This is a genomic window from Aeromicrobium sp. Sec7.5 (assembly GCF_036867135.1).
GTDB lineage: Bacteria > Actinomycetota > Actinomycetes > Propionibacteriales > Nocardioidaceae > Aeromicrobium.
On the sequence record NZ_JBAJIJ010000003.1, the window covers coordinates 41,392 to 68,303 of the forward strand.

General features: G+C 71.2%; 26 protein-coding genes. 9 read left to right on the forward strand and 17 right to left on the reverse strand.

All coding sequences use genetic code 11. The features are described 5' to 3' along the window. Positions 1-937: 937 nt before the first annotated feature. From V6S66_RS16465 to V6S66_RS16475, 3 genes are all read left to right on the forward strand, one after another. Positions 938-1,753 carry a hypothetical protein gene (locus tag V6S66_RS16465; RefSeq protein ID WP_334207880.1) on the forward strand — a complete coding sequence of 272 codons (816 nt, stop codon included), beginning with the start codon at positions 938-940 and terminating at the stop codon, positions 1,751-1,753. Beyond that, entirely contained in the window at positions 1,732-3,714 is a 1,983-nt protein-coding gene (locus V6S66_RS16470; RefSeq protein WP_334207881.1) for a hypothetical protein, read from the forward strand. The genes V6S66_RS16465 and V6S66_RS16470 overlap by 22 nt, the downstream gene beginning before the upstream one ends. 672 nt (positions 3,715-4,386) lie before the next feature. Continuing rightward, positions 4,387-4,830, forward strand: a complete 444-nt coding sequence (locus tag V6S66_RS16475) for a GNAT family N-acetyltransferase (protein ID WP_334207882.1) — start codon at positions 4,387-4,389, stop codon at positions 4,828-4,830. Between the two features lie 78 nt (positions 4,831-4,908). Here the strand turns inward: V6S66_RS16475 and V6S66_RS16480 are convergent, their stop codons facing one another. Next, positions 4,909-5,226 (reverse strand): ArsR/SmtB family transcription factor, encoded by a 318-nt coding sequence (locus V6S66_RS16480; RefSeq protein WP_334207883.1) that lies wholly within the window; start codon positions 5,224-5,226, stop codon positions 4,909-4,911. Positions 5,227-5,310: 84 nt separating this feature from the next. Here V6S66_RS16480 and V6S66_RS16485 point away from each other — a divergent pair, with 84 nt between their 5' ends. Both V6S66_RS16485 and V6S66_RS16490 read left to right on the forward strand, forming a co-directional pair. After that, complete coding sequence (locus V6S66_RS16485) at positions 5,311-6,369, forward strand: SDR family oxidoreductase (protein ID WP_334207884.1); 1,059 nt, start codon at positions 5,311-5,313, stop codon at positions 6,367-6,369. Positions 6,370-6,484: 115 nt separating this feature from the next. Continuing rightward, positions 6,485-7,366, forward strand: coding sequence for an AraC family transcriptional regulator (locus V6S66_RS16490; protein ID WP_334207885.1), 882 nt, complete (start codon positions 6,485-6,487; stop codon positions 7,364-7,366). Here the strand turns inward: V6S66_RS16490 and V6S66_RS16495 are convergent. The 9 genes from V6S66_RS16495 to V6S66_RS16535 form a co-directional block, all read right to left on the reverse strand. After that, positions 7,354-8,550 (reverse strand): MFS transporter, encoded by a 1,197-nt coding sequence (locus tag V6S66_RS16495; RefSeq protein WP_334207886.1) that lies wholly within the window; start codon positions 8,548-8,550, stop codon positions 7,354-7,356. The genes V6S66_RS16490 and V6S66_RS16495 overlap by 13 nt on opposite strands. Positions 8,551-8,632: 82 nt before the next feature. Continuing rightward, positions 8,633-9,196 carry a nitroreductase family protein gene (locus tag V6S66_RS16500; protein ID WP_334207887.1) on the reverse strand — a complete coding sequence of 188 codons (564 nt, stop codon included), beginning with the start codon at positions 9,194-9,196 and terminating at the stop codon, positions 8,633-8,635. A gap of 129 nt (positions 9,197-9,325) precedes the next feature. Continuing rightward, the gene (locus V6S66_RS16505) at positions 9,326-9,895 is read right to left on the reverse strand and encodes a putative glycolipid-binding domain-containing protein (protein ID WP_334207888.1); all 570 of its coding nucleotides are present in this window, start codon (positions 9,893-9,895) and stop codon (positions 9,326-9,328) included. Positions 9,896-9,904: 9 nt separating this feature from the next. Beyond that, on the reverse strand, positions 9,905-10,084 hold the full coding sequence (locus V6S66_RS16510) for a hypothetical protein (protein WP_334207889.1): 180 nt from the start codon (positions 10,082-10,084) through the stop codon (positions 9,905-9,907). After that, positions 10,081-10,572, reverse strand: coding sequence for a DUF3995 domain-containing protein (locus V6S66_RS16515; protein WP_334207890.1), 492 nt, complete (start codon positions 10,570-10,572; stop codon positions 10,081-10,083). Before V6S66_RS16515 ends, V6S66_RS16510 begins: the two co-directional genes overlap by 4 nt. A gap of 146 nt (positions 10,573-10,718) precedes the next feature. Beyond that, positions 10,719-11,327 carry a hypothetical protein gene (locus tag V6S66_RS16520; RefSeq protein WP_334207891.1) on the reverse strand — a complete coding sequence of 203 codons (609 nt, stop codon included), beginning with the start codon at positions 11,325-11,327 and terminating at the stop codon, positions 10,719-10,721. A gap of 111 nt (positions 11,328-11,438) precedes the next feature. Further along, the gene (locus V6S66_RS16525) at positions 11,439-13,070 is read right to left on the reverse strand and encodes a 4Fe-4S binding protein (protein ID WP_334207892.1); all 1,632 of its coding nucleotides are present in this window, start codon (positions 13,068-13,070) and stop codon (positions 11,439-11,441) included. An 18-nt stretch (positions 13,071-13,088) separates the two neighbouring features. Beyond that, positions 13,089-13,997 carry an AurF N-oxygenase family protein gene (locus tag V6S66_RS16530; protein ID WP_334207893.1) on the reverse strand — a complete coding sequence of 303 codons (909 nt, stop codon included), beginning with the start codon at positions 13,995-13,997 and terminating at the stop codon, positions 13,089-13,091. A gap of 129 nt (positions 13,998-14,126) precedes the next feature. After that, positions 14,127-14,732: a TetR/AcrR family transcriptional regulator gene (locus tag V6S66_RS16535; protein WP_334207894.1), complete on the reverse strand. Its 606-nt coding sequence runs from the start codon at positions 14,730-14,732 to the stop codon at positions 14,127-14,129. Between the two features lie 103 nt (positions 14,733-14,835). On the opposite strand from V6S66_RS16535, the gene V6S66_RS16540 reads away from it, so the two are divergent. Then, entirely contained in the window at positions 14,836-17,790 is a 2,955-nt protein-coding gene (locus V6S66_RS16540) for a type II toxin-antitoxin system Rv0910 family toxin (RefSeq protein WP_334207895.1), read from the forward strand. 121 nt (positions 17,791-17,911) lie between these two features. Here V6S66_RS16540 and V6S66_RS16545 read toward each other — a convergent pair whose 3' ends face one another. Next, a complete protein-coding gene (locus tag V6S66_RS16545) occupies positions 17,912-18,748 on the reverse strand; it encodes an SDR family oxidoreductase (protein ID WP_334207896.1) in 837 nt (278 codons plus the stop codon). Beyond that, complete coding sequence (locus tag V6S66_RS16550) at positions 18,748-20,097, reverse strand: cytochrome P450 (protein WP_334207897.1); 1,350 nt, start codon at positions 20,095-20,097, stop codon at positions 18,748-18,750. The genes V6S66_RS16545 and V6S66_RS16550 overlap by 1 nt, the downstream gene beginning before the upstream one ends. Before the next feature lie 82 nt (positions 20,098-20,179). On the opposite strand from V6S66_RS16550, the gene V6S66_RS16555 reads away from it, so the two are divergent. Further along, the gene (locus tag V6S66_RS16555) at positions 20,180-20,836 is read left to right on the forward strand and encodes a TetR/AcrR family transcriptional regulator (protein WP_334207898.1); all 657 of its coding nucleotides are present in this window, start codon (positions 20,180-20,182) and stop codon (positions 20,834-20,836) included. Positions 20,837-20,842: 6 nt separating this feature from the next. On the opposite strand, the gene V6S66_RS16560 is transcribed toward V6S66_RS16555, so the two are convergent. After that, the gene (locus V6S66_RS16560) at positions 20,843-22,042 is read right to left on the reverse strand and encodes a sensor histidine kinase (RefSeq protein WP_334207899.1); all 1,200 of its coding nucleotides are present in this window, start codon (positions 22,040-22,042) and stop codon (positions 20,843-20,845) included. Between the two features lie 113 nt (positions 22,043-22,155). Between V6S66_RS16560 and V6S66_RS16565 the strand changes: the two genes are divergently transcribed. Further along, on the forward strand, positions 22,156-23,097 hold the full coding sequence (locus V6S66_RS16565; RefSeq protein ID WP_334207900.1) for a DMT family transporter: 942 nt from the start codon (positions 22,156-22,158) through the stop codon (positions 23,095-23,097). 38 nt (positions 23,098-23,135) lie between these two features. Here the strand turns inward: V6S66_RS16565 and V6S66_RS16570 are convergent, their stop codons facing one another. Further along, positions 23,136-23,360 (reverse strand): RNA-binding S4 domain-containing protein, encoded by a 225-nt coding sequence (locus V6S66_RS16570; protein ID WP_334207901.1) that lies wholly within the window; start codon positions 23,358-23,360, stop codon positions 23,136-23,138. A 31-nt stretch (positions 23,361-23,391) separates the two neighbouring features. Here V6S66_RS16570 and V6S66_RS16575 point away from each other — a divergent pair, with 31 nt between their 5' ends. Continuing rightward, the gene (locus tag V6S66_RS16575; protein WP_334207902.1) at positions 23,392-23,796 is read left to right on the forward strand and encodes an RNA-binding S4 domain-containing protein; all 405 of its coding nucleotides are present in this window, start codon (positions 23,392-23,394) and stop codon (positions 23,794-23,796) included. 33 nt (positions 23,797-23,829) lie between these two features. Here V6S66_RS16575 and V6S66_RS16580 read toward each other — a convergent pair whose 3' ends face one another. The 3 genes from V6S66_RS16580 to V6S66_RS16590 all read right to left on the reverse strand — a co-directional run bounded on the left by V6S66_RS16580 (position 23,830) and on the right by V6S66_RS16590 (position 26,892). Further along, a complete protein-coding gene (locus V6S66_RS16580; RefSeq protein ID WP_334207903.1) occupies positions 23,830-24,486 on the reverse strand; it encodes a hypothetical protein in 657 nt (218 codons plus the stop codon). Continuing rightward, positions 24,470-25,822 carry a hypothetical protein gene (locus V6S66_RS16585; protein WP_334207904.1) on the reverse strand — a complete coding sequence of 451 codons (1,353 nt, stop codon included), beginning with the start codon at positions 25,820-25,822 and terminating at the stop codon, positions 24,470-24,472. Before V6S66_RS16585 ends, V6S66_RS16580 begins: the two co-directional genes overlap by 17 nt. A gap of 149 nt (positions 25,823-25,971) precedes the next feature. After that, positions 25,972-26,892: an alpha/beta fold hydrolase gene (locus tag V6S66_RS16590; RefSeq protein WP_334207905.1), complete on the reverse strand. Its 921-nt coding sequence runs from the start codon at positions 26,890-26,892 to the stop codon at positions 25,972-25,974. Positions 26,893-26,912: the final 20 nt, after the last annotated feature.

Genomic DNA, 26,912 nt, shown 5'->3' on the forward strand with positions numbered 1-26,912 from the left:
GACGCCCGTTCCGAAATGTTTCCCGACTTCCCAGTGCGCCCGCCCGTGGCACGACAGGTGCCACTCGTCTAAGCAAGGGCTGTCGGCGAACAGGCGCAGGCCTGGTGCCAGTGCCTTGGCATGTGCGATCAAAGCGGTGGCTCTCGTGGTGTGCGAGGTGGTCTTCGTCGGTCTACCGCATGAGGCATCGAGGCTTTCCGGTAGGCGCACATTTCTGCGCTCACGCGATGTTCTGACACGTGAACTAGTCGCGAAGTCCCGTGCCGCGACCGTGCTAGTTCGCACTCGATCCGTGCAACAGCGGCGGATCGAGCTCGACTAGTTGCGCCTAGTTCGGATGGTGTCACCCCTGGCATGCACCTTCGACCCATGCCACCCCACAACGTTCGCCCCCGGGTTCAGGTTCGCCGCGGCGGGCGACGTACCTCGACTCGGTCCTACGCGGCTGATGCCTGGGGCTTGACGTGGTGCGGAGCCAGTCAGACGCTTAGCACATCTGCTAAGTGCTCGAAGGGAGCGACACACCACAACTGAAGGAAGGGAGGTGGACCGGGGGCAACCGGTCCACCTCCCGGAGGCAGAGCCTCCACGAGTCAACGGCGTATGGGGACGCCGACCAAACATCAAACAACTAGGAGTACCTGATGCTCTCGACCCGCAACACCATGATCTCGTCCGGGCATGACAGTTCCAACTCGGACGGACGTCCGACCGCTACATCGCGAGTGGCGGTGGCGTGATGTCCCGCAAAGCACGCAAGCAGAACGAGGTTCGGATCGAATCCGGGCTCGGCCCCGGAGTGGCACCCAGCGCCCCGTACCCGGCGTCGTCGACACAGTTCCGTGAACTTGTCGCGACAGACCCGGAGCGGGTCATGCGACTGTCGAAGTTCCAGCCGCGCCTACCCGCCGCACTCGTGACGCAGGTCCGCGACGCCGTGATCATGCTGGTCATGCGGGTCCCGTTCGGCAGTGTCCGCACCGACAACGCAATGATCGGTGTCGGCTACCAGTACGCCGTGGCGTGCGTGAAGCAGCGCGGCGGATTCGACCCGTTCCGAGACCTGCGCGATGACCTGCTCACGGAGTGGGCGTACCGCCGAGGCGACAAGGGCGCGACTGCCGCATCGAAGTTAAGCACCCTGCGGCGGCTGCGGGACGCCCCCGGGAAGAAGCCAGCGAGGGGCAACCGGTCGATCGCGTCGGCGCCATACACACCGGCAGAGTGGGATCGGCTGTGGGAAGCGGTGCAGGAGAGCGACGTCCGTGGTGCGGCCATGACCTTGGCGCTGATCGGTCGCCTCGGACTCCGTCCCGGTGAGGTGACCCGGGCCGACTCGCATTCGATCCTCGAGGTCGCCGGCGGTCTCGCACTCCACGCGTACGAGCAGACCGGTGTCATGCGGGTCGTTCCGGTGGACCCGGTGACCGCCGAACTGCTGGTGCCGTTCCTGGAGGGCGACCCGCGGTTCTTGGTCCGTCCGACGGTGGGCCGGTACACGAACCTCGTCTATCACGTACTGCACGAGCTTCGGCATTCGTCGCCTCAGTTCGCACACGTCGACTCTCACCGCCTGCGGCACACCGCGGTGGTGCGCTGGCTCCAGCAACCGATCCCCTATCCGGTCGTGTGCGCGGCAATGGGGATCGGTGCGAGTTCACGCCTGCCATCCGATCTGATGCCGTACGTCCCCATCCCCCACGAGGGACAGGTCCTGCGTTCGTTCCGCGAGTGGACGGGAGCCTTCAAATGATCCGCGTTCCCGGTGCGCTTTCCCAGCGCACGCAGCGATTCAAGTTCGCCCGCCTTTGGGTAGAGCTCTCCGGAATCCTGGAGATCCTCGACACTTCACCGCGCCCGGAAGGAGGCCGTGGCCGTCCGGCAGTCCACCCACCGTACGACGCCCGCGGCATGCTGATCTGCCTGATGGAACTCGGCCTGTCGCGTGCGCCGCTGACGTACGCGGCTATGCAGGAGGCCCTGTTCTTCACCTACTCCGATGCCGAGATGGAGATGCTCGGAATGGGCACCCTGCGCCAGCACCCGAACTACGAACTGTTCGCGAGCGGCCTCACGTTCCAGCACGACGCCGACGACAAGACGAAGGTGACGGTCAAATACGCGAGTCCTCGCGCGCGCCGCGTGTGGGCGTCCGAGAACGAGCGACTCCGACGCGCGTTCGAGCGAGCCCTCGAACCGATCAACGACAACGTCATGTGCCGCGCCGAGGACGACGACATCAACGGGAACTCACGCCGGTACAAGAACTCCGTCATCGAGGCAGAGCGTCGCCGGCAAGGCGTCCTTCCTCAGACCGCGATCCGGGACAAGGCCATGAACCGCCTCATCCTCGGATCCGTCTACGCCCTCAACGCACAGGCCTACCCGGACCTGGACCCAACGGACGTCCACTCGGGGATCCTCGCCGACCACGTTCACGACTACGCGATCGACGAGACCGACTACGTCACCGCCCAGTCGGCAACCACCAGCGTGAAGCCCGACAAGTTCCACGCTCGCGCCGAACTTGCTGCGCCAAGCCCGAAGAGCCGCCTCTACATCTGGTCCGAGAAGATCGGCCTCACGATCTTGTGCACCGTCTCACGACCGAACCGACCGAGGGTCCCGACGCTAACCGTCGCCGGGGCGCTCGGGAAGCCGAAGCCCGCCAACCCCGCCTCCGTCAAGACGATCTTGGAGTTCCTGAAGTCCAGCGGCTTCCGGACCAAGCCACGTGGACGCGCACATCAGTTCCTCGTTGGAGACATGGCCTACCCGGACTCCCGCGGATATGCCGAACTGATGTCCAAGATGCGGTTCTCCCAGGTCATGAAGTACCCGACCCGACGCAGGCGGATCCACCCACTGCGCACCTCGGAGGCGGCGATCCTCGCAGAGAAGCAGATGAAGTCGCTCAAGGCGTTCCCCGTGGCGGCACACCTCGCGAACGGATGCGTCGTCTGCCCTGGCGTCTCGAAGGCCGCTCTCGAAGGCCTGTCCCCCGGCGTCCCCACCCCCGCCGAGGGAACCGAGCGCACCCTCAAGGCCACCGACCTCGGCATGCCTCAGTACCGGCCCGCCGAACTTCAACAGCACGCCGAGGACAGTGCCTGGATCGAACCGTTCGAGATGAACAGCCACGGCCGTGCGCAGGTCGGTCCACTCCTCGGGTCCGGCCGTCCTCGCAACGACGCCCCGGACGCCCCCGTCGTCCACCGGCAGACGTTCAAGTGCCCTGCCGTGGACGAGAAGGTCCGCTGCCCCCACGTGCCGGAGTCGATGGACCGACACGAACTTCCCCGCGTGCCATCACCGCCACCAGCCGACGACCTCCCGCCGACGTGCCAGCAGACCTACACGACGCTCGTGTTCTCCAGGAGAGAGTTCAAGCAACTCCAACCGCTTCGCGCCGGCACGTGGGAACACTCCGACATGTACGAGTCCGCGCGCGCACGCAACGAGTGGTTCAACTCCGTCCTCAAGAGTCCGAGCGGCGCTGGCCTCCACCCCCGACGAATCGAAGCCACAAAGAACGCGTTCCTCACCATCGCGATCGCCATCACCGTCGGCACGGCAAACCACCACGTCATGACCGCCTGGACCAACGAGGTCCTCGCCAACGACGGCGTCACTCCTCGCGAACCCCACGAGAAGAAGCAAGCCTCACGCAGACGTCAACTCGCCACCGCGAAGCAGAAGAAGGCTGCCGCATGAATCAGTGTGCGGAGCGCTCTCGAACAACTGGGCGGCAACCGCCTCACCCAAATATGAACGAGTAACAACGAGCAAGAACAACGCCGACGGCGCGACCCGTCCCGCTGGATCCGGGCACCCGGACAGCCGAGCGCGACGTCCCGCAACGCCACCGGACTCGACGATCCAATCGCCAAAGGTCCACCGCGAGTGCAACAAGCCGACCAACCGCTAGTCCCGCAAGCGCAAGCATCGAAGCGAGGCGCCCACCGATCACCGGATCGGCGGGCGCCTCGCTTCGTCGTTCCCGCAGAAAACCCGTTAGCAAAAACCGAACGTTCTGGAGATCCCTCCCGCAGGGTGACATCGAACGTCCGACCACCCGACGGCGAACTGACGAATCACAGAGCTTCTGAGGGCCATCCAGCCCCCCTCGCAATCCCTTCAGAACCGATGGGAAATCCCCGAGAACCCATTGGCAAAACCATTGAAACCCTTGAGCGAGACCCTGTCGATGCCCGGAAAGGCCTGCAATTGCAGTATATGTGAACCACTCTCCACCTACCGCGAAGCGGTCTTCTGAGCCGATGCTCTCGAATCGAGTGGGCCCCACCCCCACGAGCGAAGCGAGTCCCCGAGGGATCCCGTCATCGGCTCCCGCACGGAGTCCGACGTCGCCACTACGGTCGACCTGTGAAGTCCGACGACGTGCCGAGCGCCACCTCATTCCCGAGCGGCTCTCCCGAGTCCCGGGCGATGATCGCCGAGGTGTCACGGGCCTGGTCGCTCGTCCCGCGCCACTACAGCGTCATGGTGCGACGCGGCGGCAGGTTGGTCGCCTCGGTCCAGGCGTGGCCGGACGGCGACGCCTGGTGGATCGGTCGGCTCATGGTGGCCGTCGACCATCGGCGGCGCGGCGTGGCCACGGCACTCCTGCGCCATGCGCAGGCGGTGGCGACGTCCGGCACCACACACATCCGGTTGAACACGGGAGCCGCCAGCCGGATCAACCTGAGGTTCTACGAGTCCGAGGGCTTCACGGCCGGCCCGACGAATGGCGACGGGATGGCGACGCTGTCAAAGCACCTCCTGCCCGACGAGCGGGCTCATCGATCCGACGGCCCACCGCGCACCTGAGGGAGATCGCGATGCCCGAACGCGACGCAGTGACCCTTCGCCAGGCCCAGGAGTGAACGTGGGGCGGGCTGGCCGCCCTCAAAGCTCGCTACGGAAGTGCTCGGCGAGTCGAGAGATCTGCTGCTCGTCGCGCCGGTAGTGCGTCCACTTCCCGACCGACGTGGCGACGACGAGTCCGCCGGCTGCGAGCGCGGCCATGTACTGGGACGCCGTCGACTGCGAGACCCCTGCCCGCGCCTGGATGTGCTTGAGGCACACCCCGACCTCCGTGGCGGGCTCGAGCTGCGGGGGGAAGGACTCGGGATCCTTCAGCCAGCCCAGGATGCGCACGCGCGCCGGGTTGGCCAACGCCTTGAGCGCGGCCGCCAGCTCGTCCTCCTGCAGGATCCCGTCCACGACCCCAGCCTACGACATATCGCACAAACGCGATGAGACTGCTAAATTGATCGTCACATCACGATCTAACGATTTGGAGTAGCCATGTCCCGGGAACGCAAGGTCGCACTGGTCGTCGGCGCGCGCGGAGTGATCGGTGGAAACCTGGTCGATCACCTCGAGTCGACCGGCGAGTGGGACGTCATCGGCCTCTCTCGGCGGGGAGGTGCGGACTCAGGTCGTGTGCGGCACGTGGCCGTTGACCTGCTCGACCGCGACGACGCGGGAGCGAAGCTGTCCGGCCTCACCGACGTCACGCACATCTTCTATGCCGCCTACCAAGACCGTCCCACCTGGGCCGAGCTCGTACCACCCAACGTCGCGATGCTCGTCAACACCGTGGACGCCATCGAGCCGATCGCCCCCCGCCTCGAGCACATCAACCTCATGCAGGGCTACAAGGTCTACGGCGCGCATCTCGGTCCGTTCAAGACTCCCGCGCGAGAGGACGACCCGCCGCACATGCCGCCGGAGTTCAACGTGGACCAGCAGCAGTTCCTGGAGCGCCGGCAGCCAGGCAGCACCTGGACCTGGTCCGCCCTGCGCCCCTCGGTCGTGTGCGGCTTCGCCCTGGGCAACCCGATGAACCTGGCGGTGCTCCTCGCCACCTACGCCTCGATCGCGAAGCACCTCGACGTGCCCCTCCGGTTCCCCGGGAAGCCCGGGGCCTGGACCAGCCTCGTCGAGATGACGGATGCCACGCTGCTCGCCGAGGCCACTCTGTGGGCCGCCACGACGCCGGAGTGCGCCAACCAGGCCTTCAACATCACCAACGGCGACCTCTTCCGCTGGCAGGACATGTGGCCGGTCATCGCCGACTACTTCGACCTGCAGACCGCTCCGCCGCTGCCCCTGTCACTCGACGACGTGATGGCCGACAAGGAGCCGGTCTGGGACGAGATCGTGCAGCAGAATCAGCTCGAGCCGACGCCCTACTCCGACGTCTCGTCCTGGCAGTTCGGCGACTTCGTCCTGGCGTGGGACTACGACGTCATCGCCGACGGATCGAAGGCCCGACGGTTCGGCTTCCACTCCTTCGTCGACACGCGCGAGATGTTCGTCCGGATCTTCGACGACCTCCGCACCCGCCGCATCATCCCCTGAGCCGGTCGACGGTGCGGCAGACCGGAGCACGACAGGATGCCTCGACGCCCTCACCGGGGCCTCGGGCCGAGACGACACCCGGAATAGCCCGCTCCGCGCAGGCGCTGCTCTCAGCATGAGTCTCGCTCCGGACGTCGCGCAGCACCGGACCTCGCTCGATCGGGCGCTCGCCGCCCTGGACTGGACACTCGTGGGGTCGGGACGCCGTGTCCTGGACGCCGGGGCGTCCCACGAGCGCAGGGACGGAGCGGCCGGCTTCCTCTACGTGTCCGTCGGATCGGTCACCGTGCGTGTCGACGAGCAGGACCCGATCGACCTGACAGCCGGCGACCTGGTCCTCTTCGCCCGTGGTCAGCGCCGACGGCTGCGGGCCACGACGGCCGGTTCGACGATCGAGGTGGCCATGGTGCCCGCCGTGGCCGGTCGCACGGCCCTCGACAGCCTGCCCGATGCGATGGTCGTCCGCCGGTTCTCCGAGCACGAGCCCCGGGTCATCGGCCTGATCGACGAGATGCAGGCCGGGTGCGCCCCGATCGGATCGACGCGGGACGGCGACGCGGTCATCTGCAGTCGTATCGGCACGATGGTCGCCTCGGTCGCGATCCGCCGCTGGTTCGAGCTCGGCTGCGCGGCGCCCGACTGGCTGCGCGACGTGCAGGACCCCCACGTCGGTCGCGCGCTCGAGGAGCTGCACGGCAACCTCGGCCGGAGCTGGAGCGTCGACGAGCTGGCCCGTTCAGCCGCGATGTCGCGGTCGGCGTTCGCCCTGCGCTTTCGCGAGCTGCTCGGCCAGTCCCCCGCCACCTACCTCGCAGCCGCCCGAATGGACGCGGCCAAGGCGTTGCTCGCGCGCCACGAGTCCACCGTGACCGAGGTGGCCCACCGCCTGGGGTACGAGTCCGACGCGGGGTTCAGCCGCGCGTTCCGGCGGCACGTCGGAGCCTCGCCGTCACAGTGGCGCGCGGCGCAGCGAGCGGCCGCGGCTCACGCCGCCTGAGGGTCGTCCGCCCCGAGACGAGCCGTGCTGAAGATCGCCGCACCCACCAGGCCGATCAGCGCACCGACCACGAGCGCCGGACGGATCCCGAGACCGTCGACGACGAGCCCGCCGAATCCGGCTCCCAGCGTGATCGCGAGCTGGAACCCGGCCACGACCAAGCCGCCCCCGGCCTCCATCAGGTCGTTGGCCACTCGTGCCATCCACGTCGTCACCACGGTGAGCCACGCTCCGAACGAGAATCCCCACGCGGCCACCGCCACGGCCACCACGGCGACGGAGCCCGGGAACACCCCCAGCGCACCGATGCCGGCCGCCATGAGGAGCGGGACGGCGAGCCGCAGCACCCGCAGGTGACGATCCACCAGCACGCCGATGGCGAGGTTGCCGACGAAGCCGCCGACGCCGAACACCACCAGCAGCACCGCTACACCGCTCGCGTCGAGCGACGGCGTCTGCTCGAGGGCAGCGCGGATGTAGGTGAACGCGGCGAAGTGCCCCAGGACCACCAGCACGTGCCCCACCAGGCCCCAGGCCACACCCGGGACGGCGAGCGCGTCGCCGAGGCTCCGGGAGCCGGTCGCGGCGGCGGGCGCCACCGGCGGCAGGACGACGCGGATCGCGACGGCCACGGCGAGCGTCAGCACGGCCGTGCCCCAGAACACCGTGCGCCAGTCGAAGACCGTGCCCAAGTACAGGCCGAGCGGCACCCCGGCCACGGTCGCGACCGTCGTGCCGGTATTGACCATCATGACCGCGCGGCCGAAGTGCTGCGGCGCGCTCAGACGTGCCGCGACCGCCAGTGACATCGCCCAGAAGCCACCGATCGCCGCACCCAGCAGCAGCCGCGCCACGAGCAGGGTCAAGAGGTTGGGCGCGAGCGCGACGGCGACGTTCGAGCCGGCCGCGGCCACGGTCAGCCACATCAGCAGGGCCCGCCGGTCCAGCTGCGGGAAGATCACCGCGATCGTCGGCGCCGTGAGCAGTCCGACGAACGCGGTCACCGTGACCGCCTGGCCGGCCTGGCCCTCGGTGATCCCGAGCGACGCGGCCATGGCCGGCAGCAGGCTCGGCGGGAGGAACTCGGCGGTCACGAGCACGAAGCTCGTCGCCATCATCGCCGCCACGGCCCACCAGGACGTGTGCGTGCGGAGCGTCGGGGACACCTCGGTCTGGATCGTCATGTCTCGAGCCTGCCCATCCGGACGCCGTGCCACCTGACCCTGCGTCCAGCCGACCCGACCGTTCGTCCAGCGGAAGACGCCATCAGAGGTCGCGCGCCCAGGTGACCTCGTCGACCGTCCGCCGGTCCCGGCTGGTTCCTGCGCCGGTGGAACCCGCCGCCTCGGCGTGCGGCACGCCGATCGCCGCCAAGGTCAGGACCTCCCAGTGTCGCGGAACCGAGAACTCGACGGTCACGGCTTCCCGGTCGAAGGCCCGGAACTGGTGCACGAACAGCCCGAGGCCGTGGGCCTGGAAGGTCAGGTGGGCGACGGCCTGTCCGACGTCGTAGTGGCTGAACTCCGAGTACTCGAGGTCGGAGTCCTCGACGAGCCGGTGCGACAGGTTCGCGACGATCGCGCTCGCGTCGGGCGCCCATCGGGCCGAGCTGCGCGCGAGGTGAGGGACCAGTCGGCGGTGGACCGCGTCGCCCCGGCGCCCGACGACGAACGCCCACGGCTGGGAGTTCCCGGCCGACGGCGATCTCCGCGCTGCGTCGAGGAGGGTCTCCACGTCGGTCTGGGACATCACGTGGTCCGGGTCGAACCGGATGGGGCTGTACCGCTCGAGCGCGAACGGGTGCGTGGGCAGAGCGTCCGGTTCGGTCACACGGCCCACAACCTCGCACGTCCGCCGAGAATTCCGGGCTCCAGCGCGCCCAGCCCTTCCGGCCTCGTCGCCGCCGTGCTGCTGGTCGTGATTGCCAGGGGGCGAGGCTGTTCCGAGTCCGTGAACGCGTCAGGACAGGCGCACCGCGATACCGGGGTAGTTCACGATGAGACCCGAGCCGTCGTACTCGAGCTCGCAGGCGAAGTCGAACGTCGTCGAGGTGTAGGCGAATCGGCCCTCCGCGCGAAGGCGCGTGTAGGTCTGCTCGAGTCGCTCGACCCGCAGGTCGTCGGCCCTGACGAAAGCCGCCGGAACACTGACGGTCTCGTCGATCGCCAGCGTGAGCCGGCGGACCGGCAGCAGGTTCGTCACGCTCGAGGACTCGAAGTCGACGTCGACGCATCCGTCGAGGTCGGGTCGCGGTGCACCGTCGACGAACCAGGCACCGTCGCGGCGCTCGAGATCGGCAGCGAGGTCACCGCCGGCCGTGCGGGCCACGGCGCGCACCCGCCGGGTCGTCCAGCTGCCGTCAGTCTCGACGTCGTAGCCCACCGACCATGCAGCGCCGTCCTCGATCGCCGTGGTGTGCCCTCGCAGGAGGTGCCCGCCAGGCGTGCCCTTGTGGAACAGCACCTCGTGACCGTCACGGGCGCCGGTGTGACGCCACGAGGACTGCGGAGGCAGGTCCGCGAAGCTCATGCCCCGATCCTAGGTCCGCGTCCGCCACCCCGGGAGGGCCGTGCCGCCGGTGCGCGTCGGTCCCACGGCGTCGTCACTGACGGCGTGCTCCACGACGTTGTCGTCGCTCTCGACCCGATGCAACGCGATGAACATGACCAGCCGTGCGAGTCCGAGCACCAGGGCGATCGCAGCGAAGAGCGTGGTCATGATGATTCCTCCGCGCTGAGTCGACGGTCTGCGGTGAGTCGCAGCCAGGTCACGAGGGCGGCCCCCCAGATGAGGAACAGCGGGTCCCACAGGAACGCGTGGCCGACCATGGCGGCCATGTCGTAGCCGCCGTCAGGCGTGATCAGCCCGGACAGCACCGCGACGCTGACGACGACGTTGAGACCTCCGTAGAGGACGAGCACCGGCCCGCCGATCCAGCACAGCCCGCGCCAGAACCTCGGCCACGGGATCCGCCCTCGGTCGACGAGGACCGGAATGACCGCGGCCGCTGTCTTCGCCAGGGCGATGACGCCCAGCAGCAGCCCCGCCTCGAGTGGCGACTCCTCGACCAGCTCCACGGCCCACTCGCCCACCGTGTCGAGCAACCATGACCCGCCCAGCGCCCAGTACAGGCTCGACGCTGCGTGGAGCAGACCAGCTGCACACGCGATGCCCACTGCCGCGCGCGCGACCGACTCCCGATGCATCTCTCGCCCCCTCGTTGCCGTTCGCAACCATACATTTGTCCAAGAAGGTGAACGCCTGGTGACCTGTCCGACCACCGGACACGGTCTCGCCGAACAGCCGAACAGCCGGACAGCCTGACGAGCCAGGCGCGACCCCGCTCGACTGATCAGACCGGCGACGCGAGCTCGATCGGTTCGAGGTAGCTGACGCAGTCCTCGACCGCGCTCTCGAGATCGCTGGTCCGACCGTCGAGGGCAGCGTCGACGGTGGCGATCCAGCGGCGCTCCGGGTCCTCGTACCAGCGCTGGGTGACCGCGAAGCCGTACATGCGCGCCATCTCGGCGGCTGCGGCGTCGACGCGGCTCGGCGACCCGGCGTCCAGGGCCTGCACGAGCTCCTGCTGCCACGCGCACTGCCAGCCAAGCAGGACGAAGGTCTCCCCGAACCCGGCCCCCAGCTGCACCGGGCCCGTCCCACCGGCGAGGAACATCTCCTGCAGCAGCAGGTCGACGTCGGGGAAGACGAAGCCAGCGGGGAACTGGCCCTCGAACGTGGCCATCGCGGCCCGCGCCTCCACCGCCGCGGTCGACGTTCCCCGGACCTCGGTCACGGCCGGCTGCAGCTCAGCCGACTCGGAGGACTCCACGGACCCCGCCGGCGTGCCCTCGCCCGCGACCGCGCCCACGATCTTGACGCCCACCACGAGGACGAGAAGCACCAGCAGCCTCGTGACGAGCATCCCGCCCAACCGGCTCGAGTCGTCCGCGTCGCTCACGGCACCGGCCTCGCGGCGAGGACGTGGAGCAGCATCGGAACCTCCGGCACGGTGGGCGTGGTCCGAACATGGTCGTGCCGGACGGCGCGCCAGCGCAAGGGCCCGACCCGGTCAGCGCTGGCGCAGCATCTCCGCCACGGTCGCGAGCTTGACGCGCGGCCTCCCCGCATCGGCGCCGCGCGACCGCTCGGCGGCGTCGATACGGCGCATCCGGCGGCGTCCCACGACGTCGACGCGTCGTGACTTGAGCAGCCGTTCGAGCTCGCGCCGCTTGCCCGAGGGAGTGGCGACGTCGCCGCGGGCCACGTCGGCCAGCAGCGTCGCCACGGTCTCCTGGGCGTCGCTGCGGTTGGCGCCGATGCCGCCGGTCGCACCACGCTTGATCCACCCGACGACGTAGGCGCCGGGGACCGGTGCGCCGGTCGCCGGGTCGACGACCCGACCCGCCTCGTGCGGCACAGTGGCGGTGGTGGCGTCGAAGGGCAGGTCCGCGACCGGGGTGCCGCGGTGGCCGGTGGACCGGACCAGCAGACCGGCGGGAGCCACGACCGACTCGCGCGGTTCGGCCGGGTCGCCCGTGGAACGCCCGAGCCGCACGGCCTCGAGACGCTGCTCACCCTCGAGCGCCTCGACCGTGCGGAAGAACGCCAGGACGAGCCGGCGGCCGGGCGGCGGAGGCGCGGACCAGTCCATCTGCTCCTGCGGCAGGTCGGCCAGGAGGGCCGCCTTCGACGTCGGTCCGGCGTCGGCGATCTCCTCGGCCACACGTGGGTCGTGCTCGACGACGACGTCGATGCCGGCCGGCATCATGAGCAGCTCCGGCCGCGTGAACGCGGCGTTCGCCGGGCCGCGCCGACCCACCACCACGACCTCGCGCACCGCGCTGGTGCGCAGCTCGGCCAGGGCGTGGTCGGCGATGTCGGTGCGCCCCAGGTCGTCCACGTCCGACAGCAGGATGCGGGCGACGTCGAGGGCCACGTTGCCGTTGCCGACCACGACGACACGCTCGGCGTCGAGCTCCACCGCGTCGGCCGCGACGTCCGGGTGCGCGTTGTACCAACCGACGACCTCGGGCGCCGCGTGCACGCCGGACAGCTCGTCCTCGCCCGCCAGCCCCATCGGCCGGTCGTCGCGCGCACCGACCGCGTACACGACCGCGTCGTGGTGCTCGAGCAGCTCGGCGTGGGTGACGTCGCGGCCGACCTCCACGTTCAGGTACATGTGGGTGCGCGGGTGGTCGTAGGTCCACGTGAACATGTCGAGCAGCCGCTTGGTGTCGGCGTGGTCGGGCGCCACCCCGGCACGGAGGAGCCCACCGGCGACGGGCAGGCGATCGAAGATCGAGATCTCGCTCGACGACGTCGTGAGCAGCTCCCGTGCGGCGTACGAGGCGGCAGGGCCGGAGCCGACCACCGCGACGCGCGGAGGCGTGTCCCGCTTCGGCGTGACCGGCAGGAACGTCGGCGCCGACCAGCCGTCCTCGGCCGGACGGTCCCGGTAGTAGTCGGCGTTCAGGTCGATGAAGACCTGTTCCTCACCGGAGAGCCGGTCGAGCGGCTTGATCGCCGACACCGGGCACGCGTCGGCGCACGCCCCGCAGTCGATGCAGGTGTCGGGGTCGACGTAGACCATCTCGGTGCGGCCGAAGTCGGGCTCCCCCGGGGCCGGGTGGATGCAGTTGACCGGGCACACCGACATGCAGGAGGCGTCGTTGCAGCACGACTGGGTGACGACGTAGGTCACGGGCGGTTCCGATCCGGCTCAGAGCATGTGGACGGCGCGGTACCGGCGCATCGCCGCCGGCGTCAGGAGGCCCACGTCGGACAGGAAGTCCATCAGGTGCACGCAGCTCAGCCGCATGAGGTTGTGGTGGTGCTCGTTGCCCTTGGCGGCCGCGAGGGCACGCTTGCGGTCGAGGCCGACGTTCTCGTAGACCGCCGGGTTCACCATGCTCTTGACGATCACGAACGCCGCGGTCGCGATGACCCAGGCACTCTGCCGGCGGCGCAGGGCGCTGGCGCCCTCGAGGTGCTGGCGGATCTCGTGCCGCGCGAACTTCATGTGCCGCGCCTCCTCCACGACGTGGATCTTGCTCGTCGTGCGGACGATGGGAAGGACGTCCTCCCCGCGCATCCAGTCGCGCTGCATGACGTCGAGGATCTCCTCGGCGACGAGGATCGCGCCGTACGCGACCTCGGCCTTCGCGACGCTCTTCAATCCGCGTGCGGCCTCCACGACGGGGCGCGCCGGCACGTAGTGCGGGACCCCCATGGTCTGGCAGGCCCGGGCGAACATCAGCGAGTGGCGGCACTCGTCAGCGATCTCGGTCAGCGCGAACTGGAACTCTGAGCCCGTGACGTCGGCGGTGTACTGCTCGCGCAGCAGCATCTGCTGCAGGATCATCTCGAACCAGATGCCGGTGCTCATGATGGAGCCGACCTCGTGCCGTGTGAGCGCGACCCGCTGGTCCTGCGTCATCTCGTCCCAGAGGTCGGTGCCGTAGAGCGTGCACCACTCCGGGTTCAGGCCGTAGTGTCCGGGGTCGAGCGGGGTGTCCCAGTCGACCTCGGTCTGCGGGTCGTACGAGAGCTTCTGCGAGGAAGTCAGCAGGCGTGCGAGCTCGTCGTCGGCGTCGAGTGCGGTGCGGAACGCGTCCGGTGCGATCGTCATGAACATCTCCCGATCGTGATTGACAGGTGGTATGGGACATCTGCGATGTCGCATTGCGTACCCACGGTATGCCACGCGTCGCGCAGACGAAACCCGGCGCGACGAGATGCCCGTCACGCTGGCCGGACGTCAGGCCGGCGCGTCCCATGCGTCGGCGAGCGTGCGGAGCGCGACCTTCCAGGCCGTGACCACGCGGTCGGTGCCGACGCGGGGCTCGAGCACGCCGGCCAGGTGCGAGCCGGTGAGCAGGTCGATCGTGAACTGCACGAGCATCGCCGCCTGCGGGTGGTCCTCGCCGACCAGGATCGTGATGCTGCGGTGCACCGCTACGAAGATGCGCTGCTGCAGCGGCACGAGCGCGTCGCGCAGGTCGGGGTCGGTGCGCGCGGCGACCCACAGCTCGAGGGCCGCGGTGTAGGCGGGGCTCCGGAGCTCGCGCCAGACCAGGTCGACGACCTCGTCCCACGACCCCGCCAGCGGGCCGTCGGCCGGGGGGTTGTCACCGAGCACCTCCAGGCGGCGCTCGATGATGTCCTCCACGACACCGGCCATCAGCGCGCTGCGCGTCGGGAAGTGGTGCAGCAACGTGCCCCGCGCGACACCCGCGCGCGCCTGGACGGCGCCGACCGTGGTGGCCGCGTAGCCGCCGTCGAGCAGGCAGTCGAACGCCGCCTCGACGAGCCTCGCGCGGGTCGTGACCGACCGCTGCTGCTGCGCGCGCTGCGTCGCCACCATGGCGGCACCCTAGTCGACCGCGGCCGCGCCCCGCGGGTTGCGGAGTCGGACGGTGGTCCCTCATCATGACTAAACAGTCCGACCAGACCGAAAGGCGTCTCCGATGCCTGCCTCCTCCCGCGACCGCCTCGTCCGACGCGCCCAGAGCGCCCGGGTCGTCGCGCGCGCCCTGACCCGCACCGCCGTCGACACCCTCGGATCCGCGGTCGGCGGGGCGCGTCAGTCCGTCGACGACGGAGCGGTCGCCGTCGACCTCCCCGCACCGGCCGGCGTCGACACGTACGCCCGCACCGTGAGCAACCAGCGGTTCGTCGCCGCACCACCCGCCGTGGTCGCCGAGCTGGTGCGCGACCTCGACCGCACCGCCGACTGGCTCACGCTCCACGTCGCGTGGCGCGGCGAGCGCCCGGAGCGCATCGAGCCCGGCGCCGAGTTCGTGCAGCAGATCTCGCTGATGGACATCCCCGCCCAGGCGCGCTGGCACGTCGAGCGGGCCGACGACTCCGGCTACGCGCTGCGCGGCACCGGTCCGATGGGCATCACCGTGGGCCTGTGGTGCTCGATCGCACCGCACGCCGGCGGCACCGCCGTGCGGATGGACGGCGCCCTCGACGGGGCGCCCGTGCGCGGACCCATCGGGCTGACCGCGGTGCGCAGCGTCGAGTCCGCGCTGCAGGAGTCGCTGGCAGCGCTCGCCGCCCTGCTCGAGGGGGGTGCCGCCATGCTGCGCGTGCCTGACGAGCCCGTCCTGCACGAGCGCACCGGCACACTGCTCGACCCCACGACCCCGGTCGTGATCGGTGTCGGCCAGGTCGTCCAGCGCACGCCCGACCTCGAGGGCCCCCTCGAGCCCACCGCGCTCTCGGCCGAGGCGCTGCGCCGAGCGGCCACCGACGCGGGCGGCACCGCCGACCTGCTCGCCGCCGCCGACGTGGTCTACGCCGTGCCCAGCGCCTCGTGGGCCTACCGCGACCAGGCCGGTGCCGTCGCCGCACTCGTCGGCGCGCACGACGCGGCCACGGTGCAGACCTCCCAGTACGGCGGCGACGGGGCCCAGCTGGCGCTCAACGACGCCGCCCAGCAAGTCGTCGACGGCTCCGCGCACGTCGTGCTCGTCTCGGGCGCCGAGGCCGGCTCGACCGTCTCGGCGCTCCAGAAGGTCGGTCGGGACCCGGAGTGGACCCAGCAGGCCGACGACGCCGCCCCCGACCGCGAGATCGGCATCGACCGCTCGGCCAACACCGAGATCGAGACCGGCGTCGGGCTCGGCGCACCGATCTACGTCTACGCCCTGATCGAGTCCGCGCTGCGGGGCGCCGCGGGCGAGGACGCCGACGAGCACCAGGGCCGCATCGCCGACCTCTGGGCGCGGGGCAGCGAGGTCGCCGCCGACAACCCGTTCGCGTGGGACCCCACGGCACGCACCGCCGAGGAGATCGCGACGCCCACGCCCGACAACCGCAGCATCAGCGACCCGTACACGAAGCTCATGTGCGCGAACCTGCAGGTCGACCTCGCGGCCGGCGTCATCGTGGCGAGCGTCGCGGCGGCGCAGGCGGCTGGAGTGCCGCAGGACCAGTGGGTGTTCCTGCACGCGGGCGCCTCGGCGACCGACGAGTGGTTCGTCTCCGAACGTGCCGACCTCGCGGAGTCCCCCGCGATCGCCGCGGCCGCGTCGGCGGCGCTCGACCACGCCGGCATCACCGCGCAGGACCTCGGTCCGATCGATCTTTACTCGTGCTTCCCCGCCGCCGTCCAGCTCGGGGCGAAGGCGCTCGGGCTGCCGTGGGCCGACCCGGCACGGCCCCTGACGGTGACGGGCGGGCTGACCTCGGCCGGCGGCCCCGGCAACAACTACGGGCTGCACGCGGTCTCGACGATCGTGCCTCTGCTGCGCGAGGCGCGGGAGGAGTTCGGGCTCTCGAGCTCGCTCGGCTGGTACGCCACCAAGCACGCCCTCGGCGTCTACTCGGCCACGCCCCCGGGCCGCCCCTTCGCCCACCTCAAGCCGGCGTTCGAGCGGCCGCCGGCGCGGCGGGTGCTCGCGACGCTCGAGGCCTCCGCCGTGGTCGAGGCCGTCACGGTGCCGTTCGGGCGCGTGGGCGACCCCGAGGCCGTGATCGTCTCGGCGATCACGGCGGCCGGCGACCGCGTGCTGCTGCGCCGCGAGGATCCCGACGAGGTCGTCATGCTCATGGAGACCGATCCGCTGCGGCGCACGATCCGATTCGACGGCGACCGGCTCGTGCTCGACGACGCGTCTCCCGCCGACCTGCCGGCCCCGCCCTCCGCGACGGTCCGCACGGACCGCGCCGGTGACCACGGCGAGGTCCTGGTCATCACGCTCGACCGCCCGGCCGTGCGCAACGCGGTCGATCGGCCGATGGCGCTCGCCCTGGAGCGTGCCGTCGACGACGCCGAGGCCGACGCGTCGGTGCGCGTCATCGTGCTGACCGGTGCGGGTGGCACGTTCTGCGCCGGCATGGACCTCTCCGGCGCCCACCGCGGCGAGATCCCCGTGACCGACCGGCGCGGGCCGCTCGGGCTCACGGCGGAGCCGCCGACCAAGCCGACGATCGCCGCCGTGGAGGGCCCGGCGCTGGCGGGCGGGTTCGAGCTCGCGCTGTGCGCCGACCTCGTGGTGGCCGCGGACGATGCGATCTTCGGGCTGCCGGAGGCCAAGCGCGGTCTGCTCGCCGCCGCGGGCGGGCTCTGGCGCACCGCCGTCCGACTCCCGCGCCCGGTGGCGATGGAGCTCGCACTCGTCGCTGAGCCCCTGCCGGCGCGGCGCCTCGCCGAGCTGGGCCTGGTGAACTCGGTCGTGGAGCCGGGCACGGCCCTCGAGGCAGCACTCGACCTCGCGAGGAAGATCGCCGCGAACGCCCCCCTGTCGATCACGGTCGGCAAGCAGATCGTCGACGCGGCCCCGACCTGGTCACCCGAGGAGGGCTTCGCGCGGCAGAGCGAGCTCGCGAGCCCCGTGATCCTGTCCGACGACGCCCGCGAGGGCGTGGCGGCCTTCGCCGAGAAGCGCACCCCGCACTGGACCGGCCGCTGACACAGCCACCGGTGGTTGAGGTGCGACGAGCGCCAGCGAGGAGCCTCGAAACTGACCAGGGTTTCGAGGCTCGCGCCCTGGAGGGCACTCACACCTCAACCACCGGTGGCGAGGCGGGTGGCTAGGAGCGGCGGGCGCGGTCCTCGTAGGCCTGGCGCTTCGCGGCGTCGGCGTTCTTGAAGACCTGGTCGGCGCCCATGGCCCGGGCCACCGCCTCCTGGACGAACCGCGGGAGCGCGCCCGTCGTCTTGACGATGGCCTGGCTCCAGCGCGGCACCCAGACCTCGGCCTTCGGCTTGCGCAGCACGCTCTCGATGACCTTCGCGACGTCGTCGGCCGTGACGGGCTTGACGCCCTTGGCCGCCGGCACGCCGGCCGACAGCTCGGTCTGCACCACGGTGGGCAGCACGACGCTGACGTCGACCCCCGCGGGCGCCAGCTCGCTGCGCAGCGCCTCGCTCAGACCCACCACGGCGAACTTCGACGCCGAGTAGGTGGCACCGTCGGCCACCGCGAGCCGCCCCACCGCGGAGGCGACGTTGACGACGTGGCCGTGGCCGCGCTCGACCATGCCCGGCACGACGGCCTTGGTGCCGTGGATGACCCCGTGCAGGTTGACGTCGACGATCGCCTTGGTGACCTCGTCGGGCTCCTTGAGGATCGAGCCGATCGGCATGATCCCGGCGTTGTTGACGAGCGCGTCCGGCGGGCCGGCCTCCGCCGTGGCGGCGAGGAAGGCGCGCCACGAGTCGGCCGACGTCACGTCGAGCGCACCCGCCAGGGCGCCGCGACCGATCTCGGAGGCGACGGTCGCCGCGAGGGCACCGTCGAGGTCGCCGAGCACCACGGTGCAGCCGGCCGCAGCGAGCCGCTCGGCCGTGGCGCGGCCGATCCCGCGCGCGCCTCCGGTGATGACGACGACGCGTCCGGCGAGGTCGTGCGCATTCGATGAGGGCATCAGCGAGCTCCTGGGGTGGTGAGGGGGTGGAGGTCGACGGGCTGTCCGTCGTCCGGGAACGGCAGCGAGCCGTAGTTGAGGGGGGTGGAGTAGTCGGCCGGCACGGTCCAGCGGAAGCGGCGCAGCAGCTGGTGCATGATCGCGCGGACCTCGGCCCCCGCGAAGTGCATCCCGAGGCACTTGTGCACGCCGCCTCCGAACGGCTCCCAGGCGTGGCGGTGCACCTTGTCCTCGCGGCGCTCGTCGGAGAACCGGTCGGGGTCGAACCGCTCCGGCTCGGTCCAGTACTCGGGCATGTGGTGCTGGAGGTGCACCATGACCGCCGTGAGGCGGCCCGCCGGAATCGGCACGCCGAGGATCTCGGTGTCCTTGACGGTGCGGCGCGCCAGGACGGGAACCGGCGGCACGAGGCGCAGCGACTCCTTCATCACGAGGTCGAGCGACGTGAGTCCGCCGAGCGCGTCGAAGTCCGGGTGCGCGGGCAGCATCATCGACTCGTCGCGGCACCGTTCCTGCCACTCGGGGTGCTGGCCGAGGAACCGCATCATGGTCGACACCGTGATCGTGCTGGTGTCGTGCGCGGCCATGAGCAGGAAGATCATGTGGTTCACGACGTCCTCGTCGGTGAACGACGTGCCCTCGTCGTCGGTCAGACGGGTGAGCACCGAGAACAGGTCGTCGCCGCCGGAGGCCCGCCTCTCGCCGACCTGGCGCCCGAGGAAGTCCTCCAGCAGCGCCCGCCCCTTGGTCGCACGCCCCCACCGGGTACCGGGCACCGGGGCACGCACGAAGCCCGTGGCCGCCTGCACGCAGTCGATGAAGGCCGCGTTGACCCGGTCGAGCTCGGCGTCGTCGGCGAGGTCCGCGCCCCCCATGAAGATCTGGGTCGCCAGGTCGAGCGTGAGCTGCTTGAGCGCGGGGTACACCTGCACGCCCCGGCCCGGGCTCCAGGCGTCGAGGCCCCGCGAGATGGCCGGGCCGAGGCCCTCGACGTACCCGTGCAGACGGTCGCGGGTGAACGCCTCCTGCATCAGGCGCCGGTGACGGTGGTGCTCCTCGAAGTCGAGCAGCATGAGCCCGCGGTTGAAGAACGGACCCACGAGGTAGTCCCACCCGAGCTCGTTGCTGAAGGCCTTCTCCGGGTTGCGCAGCGCCTCGGCGCAGGCGTCCGGGCCGGTGAGCACGGTCCACCTGCGACCGAGGAACGGCATCTCGGAGACGGGCCCGAACCGGTCGTGCTGGTCGCGCATCAGCGCCAGGGGGTCGTTGATGTAGGCGAGCGTCGGACCCAGGACGGGCACGGCCCGTCGTCGGGGCACCCGAGGGTGGGTGAGCGTGGTCGTGGACATCCGTCCTCCATCTGACAGGGAGCCCTGTCAGTTTGTGACCCAGGTCATGTCCTGTCAAGCACCGCAGTGGGAGGATGCGGTCATGAGCTCCCCTGCCGAGTCGGCCGGCACGACGCGCACGTACGGCGGTCGCTCCGCCGACGACCGGCGCGCGGAGCGTCGCGAGCGCCTCGTGGCCGCGACGGTGCGCCTGCTCGGCGAGCGCGGTGAGGGCGCCACGACGATGACGGCGGTGTGCGCCGAGGCGGGCCTGACCGAGCGCTACTTCTACGAGTCGTTCGCCGGTCGCGAGGCCGCGCTCGTCGCCGCGCTCGACGCGGTGTCCGACGACATCGCCGCAACAGCGGTCGCGGCGATCACCGAGACCGAGGGCCCCGCCACGGCCCGCGCCCACGCCGCGCTGGCTGCGCTCGCGGCCTGGGTCGACGACCACCCCGACGACGCGCGCGTGGCCCTGGTCGAGTCGAGTGCGCACCCGGCCCTGCGGGCGAGGCGGCGCGAGCTGCTCGGCACGTTCGCCGACCTCGTCGTCACCGAGGCCACGGAGCTCTACGGTCCCTCGAGCTGGAGCCCCGTGCGCGCTCGGGCCCAGGGCCTCATCTACGTCGCCGGACTGGCCGAGCTGGTCACGGCGCGCATGGCGGGCGAGCTCGACCTCACGACCGAGGAGCTCGTCGAGATCGGCGCCGACTCGTTCGAGCGGCTCGCGCGCGCGACGCTCGAGGACCCCCGCGACTGACGAAGGTCAGGTGTTCGCGGCGGGCAGGCGGAACCAGGCCTCGGCGCCGCCACCCTCGCGGGGCCGCAGGCCGATCGTGCCGCCGTGCGACTCGATGACGCGGCGGCTCGTGGCCAGGCCGATCCCGGTCCCGGGGAGCTCGGGGTGGGCCCGCTCCAGCGGCTCGAAGACCCGCTCTGCGTCGGCCGGGTCGATGCCGACCCCGCGGTCGCTGACCCGGATCTCCCACGCGTCCTGGTCCTCGACCGCCGAGATCTCGACCCGCGGGTCCTCACCGCCGAACTTGAGCGCGTTCGTCACGAGGTTCTGCACGACGGCGCGCAGCTGGCCGGCGTCGCCGGACACGACCGGCAGCTCACCGATCGCCAGCCGGGGGTCGTCGGGGGCGATGCCGAGATCGAGCGCGACCGCCTTGACGACGCCGCCCAGCGGTGTGGGGCGCAGCCTGAGGGAACCGCCCAGGCTGGCGAAGCTCAGGATGTCGCGGATCATCGCGCCCATGCGGTCACTGCCCCGCTGCGCCGTGTCGATCCAGAACTTGGCGTCCTCCGGCGGATCCGGCAGGGCGTCGATCTGCTCGTCGAGGAGGTCGATCGACATCGAGACCGTCGACAGCAGGCTCGAGAGGTCGTGGCTGATCTGCCCGGCGAAGGCCGACAGGTGCTCGTTCGAGCGGTGCAGCTCGTCGCGCAGCGCCTCGGTGCGAGCCAGGGCCTCGGCGAGCTGGCTCGTGCGCTGGGCCAGGCCGAGCACATCGACGATCCGATCGGCGAGCGTGAGCAGGAACGCCGTCCGGGTCGCGTCGAGGACTCGCGGCTCCAGGTCGAAGACGCACAGCGTGCCGATGATCTCGCCGCCCGGCAGCACGAGCGGGGTGGAGGCGTAGAAGCGGACGTCGCCGATCACCCCGGTCACGAAGGGGTTGTCGCGGTAGCGGTCGTCGAACCGGGCGTCCTCGACGACGATCGACTCGCCGGACTCGACCGTGAGCCGGCACATCGAGTCCTCCCGACGACAGATCGCGGCGTCGAAGCCCACCGCCGCCACCTGGTGCTGGGCGTCAGCGGTGAGGATGTTGATCGTGGCCATCGGGACGTCGGCCATGAAGGCCGCGAGCTCGACGATCGACTGCCACTCGGCGGGCGGGCTGTCGATGACGTGCTGCTCGGCGATCAGGGCATCGACGTCGGTGACGGAGCTGGTCAACGGGTCCTCCTCCCCACGGCCAGCTCACAGCCTACGACCCGGGACGGTCGCCGAGCGCAGGATGGGCGCACGGCATCGCGAGCGGGTCCCGCGGGCGCCACTAGCCTGAGCCGGTGACGAGCGACACCGCCCATCCGACGCGCTCGCCGCGCCTCGGCCTGCTGCAGATTTGTGCGGCCGGCTTCCTCTGGGGCACGGGCGGGCTGGTCGTCACGATCCTCCACGAGGACGACGGGCTCGGCGCCATGACGACGAGCGCCTGGCGGATGCTGGTCGCCGCCGTCGTGCTCGTCGCGGTCACGGCCCTCGCCCGGCGGCTCGGTTCCCTCGTCGCGACGTTCCGCGCCCAACCGGTGGTGGTGGTCGCGGTCGGCTGCTGCACAGCGGTCTACCAAGGCCTCTACTTCCTCGCGGTCCTCGCGGTGGGCGTCAGCGTCGCCACCGTCGTGTCCCTCGGGCTCGCGCCCGTGCTGGCCGCCGGATGGGAGCACGCCCGCGCCGGGACCCGACCCGGACGACGCGAGCTCGTGGTCCTGGGGACGGCGCTGACCGGCCTGGTCCTCGTCTCGGCGGCCTCCGCCGGGCACGGCGGCCCGGGCGATGCCCCGGTCCTCGGACTGGTGCTCGCGACCGCGTCAGGAGCCGCCTACGCCGCCACCACCGTGCTGGGCCACCACCTCGCTCGAGACGTCGACCCGCTCGCCCTCACGACGTGTGCGACGTCCGTGGGGGTCGTGGTGCTCGCCCCGTTCCTGCTGCTGGCCGCCGCCGGGTCCGGGCCGGTCGTGAGCACGCGACCCGAGGGCCTGCTCCTGCTCCTCTACCTGGGCGTGTTCACCCTGGCGCTGTCCTACGGGCTCCTCTACGCGGGGCTCCGCACGACCTCGGGGTCCGCGGCCACCGTCGCGACGCTGGTCGAGCCGCTCAGCGCAGCGGCCCTGGCGGTCGTCCTGCTCGACGAGCGACTCACCCCGCCCGCGGTGATGGGCGGGGTGCTGATCCTCGCCGCCGTCGTCGGCATCCGTCCCCGGGAGATGCCGCCCGCACCGACCTGAGACCGGTCGCGGGGCCGAGCGAGGGGCCGGGCGACGGGTCAGGCGATGCGGTACGAGATCGCGCCCGTCGGCACCATGACGCTGACGACGTCGCCGCGCACGAGCTGCCGCCCGCGCCGGGTCTCGACCTCCCCGCCGACCGTCACGTCGCCCGACGCGATGATCGAGGCGGCGTGCGCCCCGGACTCGGCCAGACCCGTGAACTTCAGCAGCTGCCCGAGCCGGATCATGTCGCCCGAGATCGGCACGTCCTCGATGTCCATGCCCCCAGCCTGCCGCACGTAGGCTCGCAGGATGAGCGGAGCCGGCCCCGAGGCGACCACGGCGAGCGTGCGTCTCGACGCGTGGGTGTGGTCGGTGCGCCTGTTCGGCAGTCGCTCCGCGGCCACCACGGCCTGCAAGGGCGGGCACGTGCACCTCAACGGCAAGCGGGCCAAGCCGTCGCAGCCGGTGCGCGTCGGCGACCGCGTCGAGGCCACCACGCCGGGCGGGGTGCGCGTCGTCGTGGTCCGGCGCCTGCTCAGCAAGCGGGTCGGCGCGTCGGTGGCCGTCGAGTGCTTCGAGGACCACTCGCCGGCGCCCGAGCCCCGCGAGGTGCGCCTCGCGATGCCCCGACGCGATCCCGGTGCCGGCCGACCCACCAAGCGTGAACGCCGGGCGATGGACCGCTTCCGCGGACGCGGGGCGTCCGAGGACTGAGTGACCGAGGACTGGGCGACCGAGGACTGGGGGTCAGCGCTCGTCCATCGGCGTCATCGGCGGCGCGAGGTTGACGAGCGGCGCGGCTCGGTGCCCCCAGGCACTGTCGTTGACCCACCGGTCGCCCATCGCCGTGCGCTGTCCGTCGCCCCAGCCCATCGGCTTGCCGATCGCGAGGTTGTACGTCGCGCAGGCTGCGATGAGCACCATCGCGACATTGCGGCGGCGCCAGTCGGGGTTGACGTAGACCTGGTCCATCTCCCCCGTGTCCGGGTACCACCGGATCGACCCGATCTGCTGCTCGCCCACGAGTCCCGTGACCTTCGACTGGGCCGCCGGGTCGAGCACCGCGCCGTCCGACACGTCGAAGCCCGTGAACGCCACGAGGTTGATCGCCCGCGGAGGTCCTGTCTCGGGGACCTCCGCGAACCACACCGGCGGGGCCTTCGGGGCCACCCCGGTACTGATCTCGAGCGTCGTGACCTCGCCCTCCGCACCGATCCGGGCACGGGTCAACCAGGCGTCGCCGACCCGCTCGGCTGCCGCGGCTTCGGGCAGGACGACCGGCGGCGGGTCCTGCCCGTCGTCCGATAGCAGGACGGCGAACCACACCGGGAAGTCGTCCTCACCCAGGGCGACGACCTGGGTGAGGCCGGCGGGGACGTCCCGCGGGTCAGCCGACGGGCCCACGGCCCGGACGACGACGCGCCGCCATGGCACCCGCACCCGCGACGACGAGCAGCGCGCCGACGGCGAGCAGCTCCTCAGCGGGCCCTCCGGTGCTCGGCAGGGTGCCGTCGGCGGCGCGGGAGCGCACCTGGTTCGACGTGCCGACGTTGCCGGCACCGGCCGGAGCGACCGGACCGGCCGGCGGGGTCACGACCGGGGCCGCGTTGACGGTGATGGTCGCGACGCCCGTGAGGGTGCCGTTCTGCGTGGCGACGGCGTAACCGAAGGTCGTCGTGCCCACGAACCCCGCGTTGGGCGTGAAGACGATGCGCGAGCTGCCCGACGGGGCGGCCGCCGCGACGGGCTCCGTGATGGCGACGAGGTCGACGGGCTGCTCGGAGACCGGGGGCAGGTCGCCGGTGACCTCAGCGGTGCCGTTCGGCGACTGAGAGGTGACGGTCACGCCGGTCACCCCGTTCTCGGGGGCGAGATCGAGCGGGGCGACGACGTCGATCACGACGGGCTGGTCCTCGGTCGTGGTTGCCGCGATCGTCTCCGGCACGGCCGAGACGTCGAAGTCGAGGAACTTGGTGCTGCTGCTCGGGATGCAGATCTGATCTCCCTCGACGACGAGGACGGAGCACAGCTCCGGCAGCACGGTCTGGGAGGCCGGGGCGATGACCAGGCCGGCGGGGACGCTGGTGGGCGTCACGACCGCCGTCTGGCCGGGCTCGAGGTCGAGGTTGCTGCCGTTCGCGAAGTCGGCCGGCACGCACACCGTCGACTCCTCGGGCACGGTGCACGTCGTCGACGCGTCCGGCAGGGGAGCGCCTCCCTCCGTCGTGCCCCCGCTCAACGTGATCGACATCGTCGTGCCACCGAAGGTCGTGCCCTCGGGCAGGTAGGAGCCGTCGGCCTGCTGCACGCCGATGCGGACCTTCTGGCTGCCGTAGACCGGGGCGACGGCGGGCTGGACGGCAGGATCGGCGACCTCGCCCATGTCCTCCCCCGTCTCGACCGCCGGGGCGGAACCGTCGGCCTCGCTGGCGCCCTCACCCTCGGCGTCGCCCTCGCCCTCACCCTCGGCGTCGCCCTCGCTCTCGCTCTCGGCGGCACCCTCGGCGTCCGGGGCTTCTGCCTCCGGCGCGGACTCGTCGGAGGCAGCGCTGGCGCCGATGTCGCCGGCCGGCTCCTCAACCTCGAGGACCTGGGTCGAAGGATCGACCTCGTCGGACTGGGTGGCGTCCTCGGCCATCGCGCCGGACGTGCCGGACGCGACGACGGCGAGTCCCGCAGCGGCGCCGATCGCAGCACGGGTGACGAGGCCCTGAGGGCGGCGGGAACGATGGTGGCGCATGCAGTCTCCTGGAGGGCTGGGAGCGTCCGAGAGTCGAGCGCCGGATGCATCATGCCCCGTCCCGGGGCCGCGCGTCCCACCGGATCGCCCGACGGACCAGAGTTCACTCATCAGCACCAACCCGCACCGGTCCTGAATGACTACGTCGATCAGCCCTCGAGCGACTCGAGCATCTCCTCGATGCGCTCGACCAGCACCCCGGGCTGCTCCTCCGGCACCCAGTGCCCGGCGTCGTCGACGACCCGCATCGACATCGTGGGACCCACGAGGCCGGCTGCCACGAGCCGCGGCACGAGGACGACGTCGCGGCGGCCGGGCAGGAACAGGATCGGCACGTGGTCGTAGGGCGCCTGGTACTCGCGCTTGCGCATCGCGATGAACTCGCGGGTCAGGAACGTGGCGTACGTGGACCGGCCGGCGGCCGCGCGGGCCGGCTCACGGAACCGCGCGAGGTACGGCTCGACCGCCGCGTCCGACCAGGGCTTGCCGTCGCGCGACCCGCCCGCGAACACGCGCCGGAGCACGAACTGGCCGAGGCCGCGCTGCAGGAGCGCGCCCCACGGCCCGCCGACGAGCGGTTGGTAGAGGAAGCGCCAGAGGTCCTTGGCCGGGATGTCGGTCCACGGGGCGATGATCGCGGTGGCCACGACGCCGCGAGTGAGGTCGGGGTGGCGACCGCCGATCAGGATCGACAGCCAGGCTCCCCAGTCGTGACCCACCACGAGGGGTCGGTCGAGGCCGAGCTCGCCGATCACGGCGGCGAGCTCGTCGGCGACGACCCGCTTGTCGTAGCGGTCGCCGCCCGGTGGCGGAGCATCGCTCCAGCCCGCGCCTCGGCTGTCGAGGGCCACGACGTGGTGACGCTCGGCGAGCAGCGGGATGACCCGGTGCCAGCACCACCAGTGCTGCGGCCAGCCATGGACCAGCACGATCGGCGCACCCGGGTTGCCCACGCCGGCCTCGGCCACGTGGATCCTCACGCCGTCGACCTCGATCCACCGGTGCTCGACGCCGTCGAGCTGGGGCATGCCGTGCGCGTCCGCTGCGCTCGCGGCGCTTTCCGAAGCCATGCGGCCGAGACTAGCGGCCT

Coding starts and splice junctions, on each gene's coding strand:
- V6S66_RS16510 (WP_334207889.1), bottom strand. CDS start 10,084: ATGACCACGCTCTTCGCTGCGATCGCCCTGGTGCTCGGACTCGCACGG.
- V6S66_RS16575 (WP_334207902.1), top strand. CDS start 23,392: ATGAGCGGAGCCGGCCCCGAGGCGACCACGGCGAGCGTGCGTCTCGAC.
- V6S66_RS16535 (WP_334207894.1), bottom strand. CDS start 14,732: ATGGTGGCGACGCAGCGCGCGCAGCAGCAGCGGTCGGTCACGACCCGC.
- V6S66_RS16585 (WP_334207904.1), bottom strand. CDS start 25,822: ATGCGCCACCATCGTTCCCGCCGCCCTCAGGGCCTCGTCACCCGTGCT.
- V6S66_RS16505 (WP_334207888.1), bottom strand. CDS start 9,895: ATGAGCTTCGCGGACCTGCCTCCGCAGTCCTCGTGGCGTCACACCGGC.
- V6S66_RS16550 (WP_334207897.1), bottom strand. CDS start 20,097: ATGTCCACGACCACGCTCACCCACCCTCGGGTGCCCCGACGACGGGCC.
- V6S66_RS16590 (WP_334207905.1), bottom strand. CDS start 26,892: ATGGCTTCGGAAAGCGCCGCGAGCGCAGCGGACGCGCACGGCATGCCC.
- V6S66_RS16495 (WP_334207886.1), bottom strand. CDS start 8,550: ATGACGATCCAGACCGAGGTGTCCCCGACGCTCCGCACGCACACGTCC.
- V6S66_RS16570 (WP_334207901.1), bottom strand. CDS start 23,360: ATGGACATCGAGGACGTGCCGATCTCGGGCGACATGATCCGGCTCGGG.
- V6S66_RS16485 (WP_334207884.1), top strand. CDS start 5,311: ATGTCCCGGGAACGCAAGGTCGCACTGGTCGTCGGCGCGCGCGGAGTG.
- V6S66_RS16515 (WP_334207890.1), bottom strand. CDS start 10,572: ATGCATCGGGAGTCGGTCGCGCGCGCGGCAGTGGGCATCGCGTGTGCA.
- V6S66_RS16530 (WP_334207893.1), bottom strand. CDS start 13,997: ATGACGATCGCACCGGACGCGTTCCGCACCGCACTCGACGCCGACGAC.
- V6S66_RS16545 (WP_334207896.1), bottom strand. CDS start 18,748: ATGCCCTCATCGAATGCGCACGACCTCGCCGGACGCGTCGTCGTCATC.
- V6S66_RS16555 (WP_334207898.1), top strand. CDS start 20,180: ATGAGCTCCCCTGCCGAGTCGGCCGGCACGACGCGCACGTACGGCGGT.
- V6S66_RS16540 (WP_334207895.1), top strand. CDS start 14,836: ATGCCTGCCTCCTCCCGCGACCGCCTCGTCCGACGCGCCCAGAGCGCC.
- V6S66_RS16490 (WP_334207885.1), top strand. CDS start 6,485: ATGAGTCTCGCTCCGGACGTCGCGCAGCACCGGACCTCGCTCGATCGG.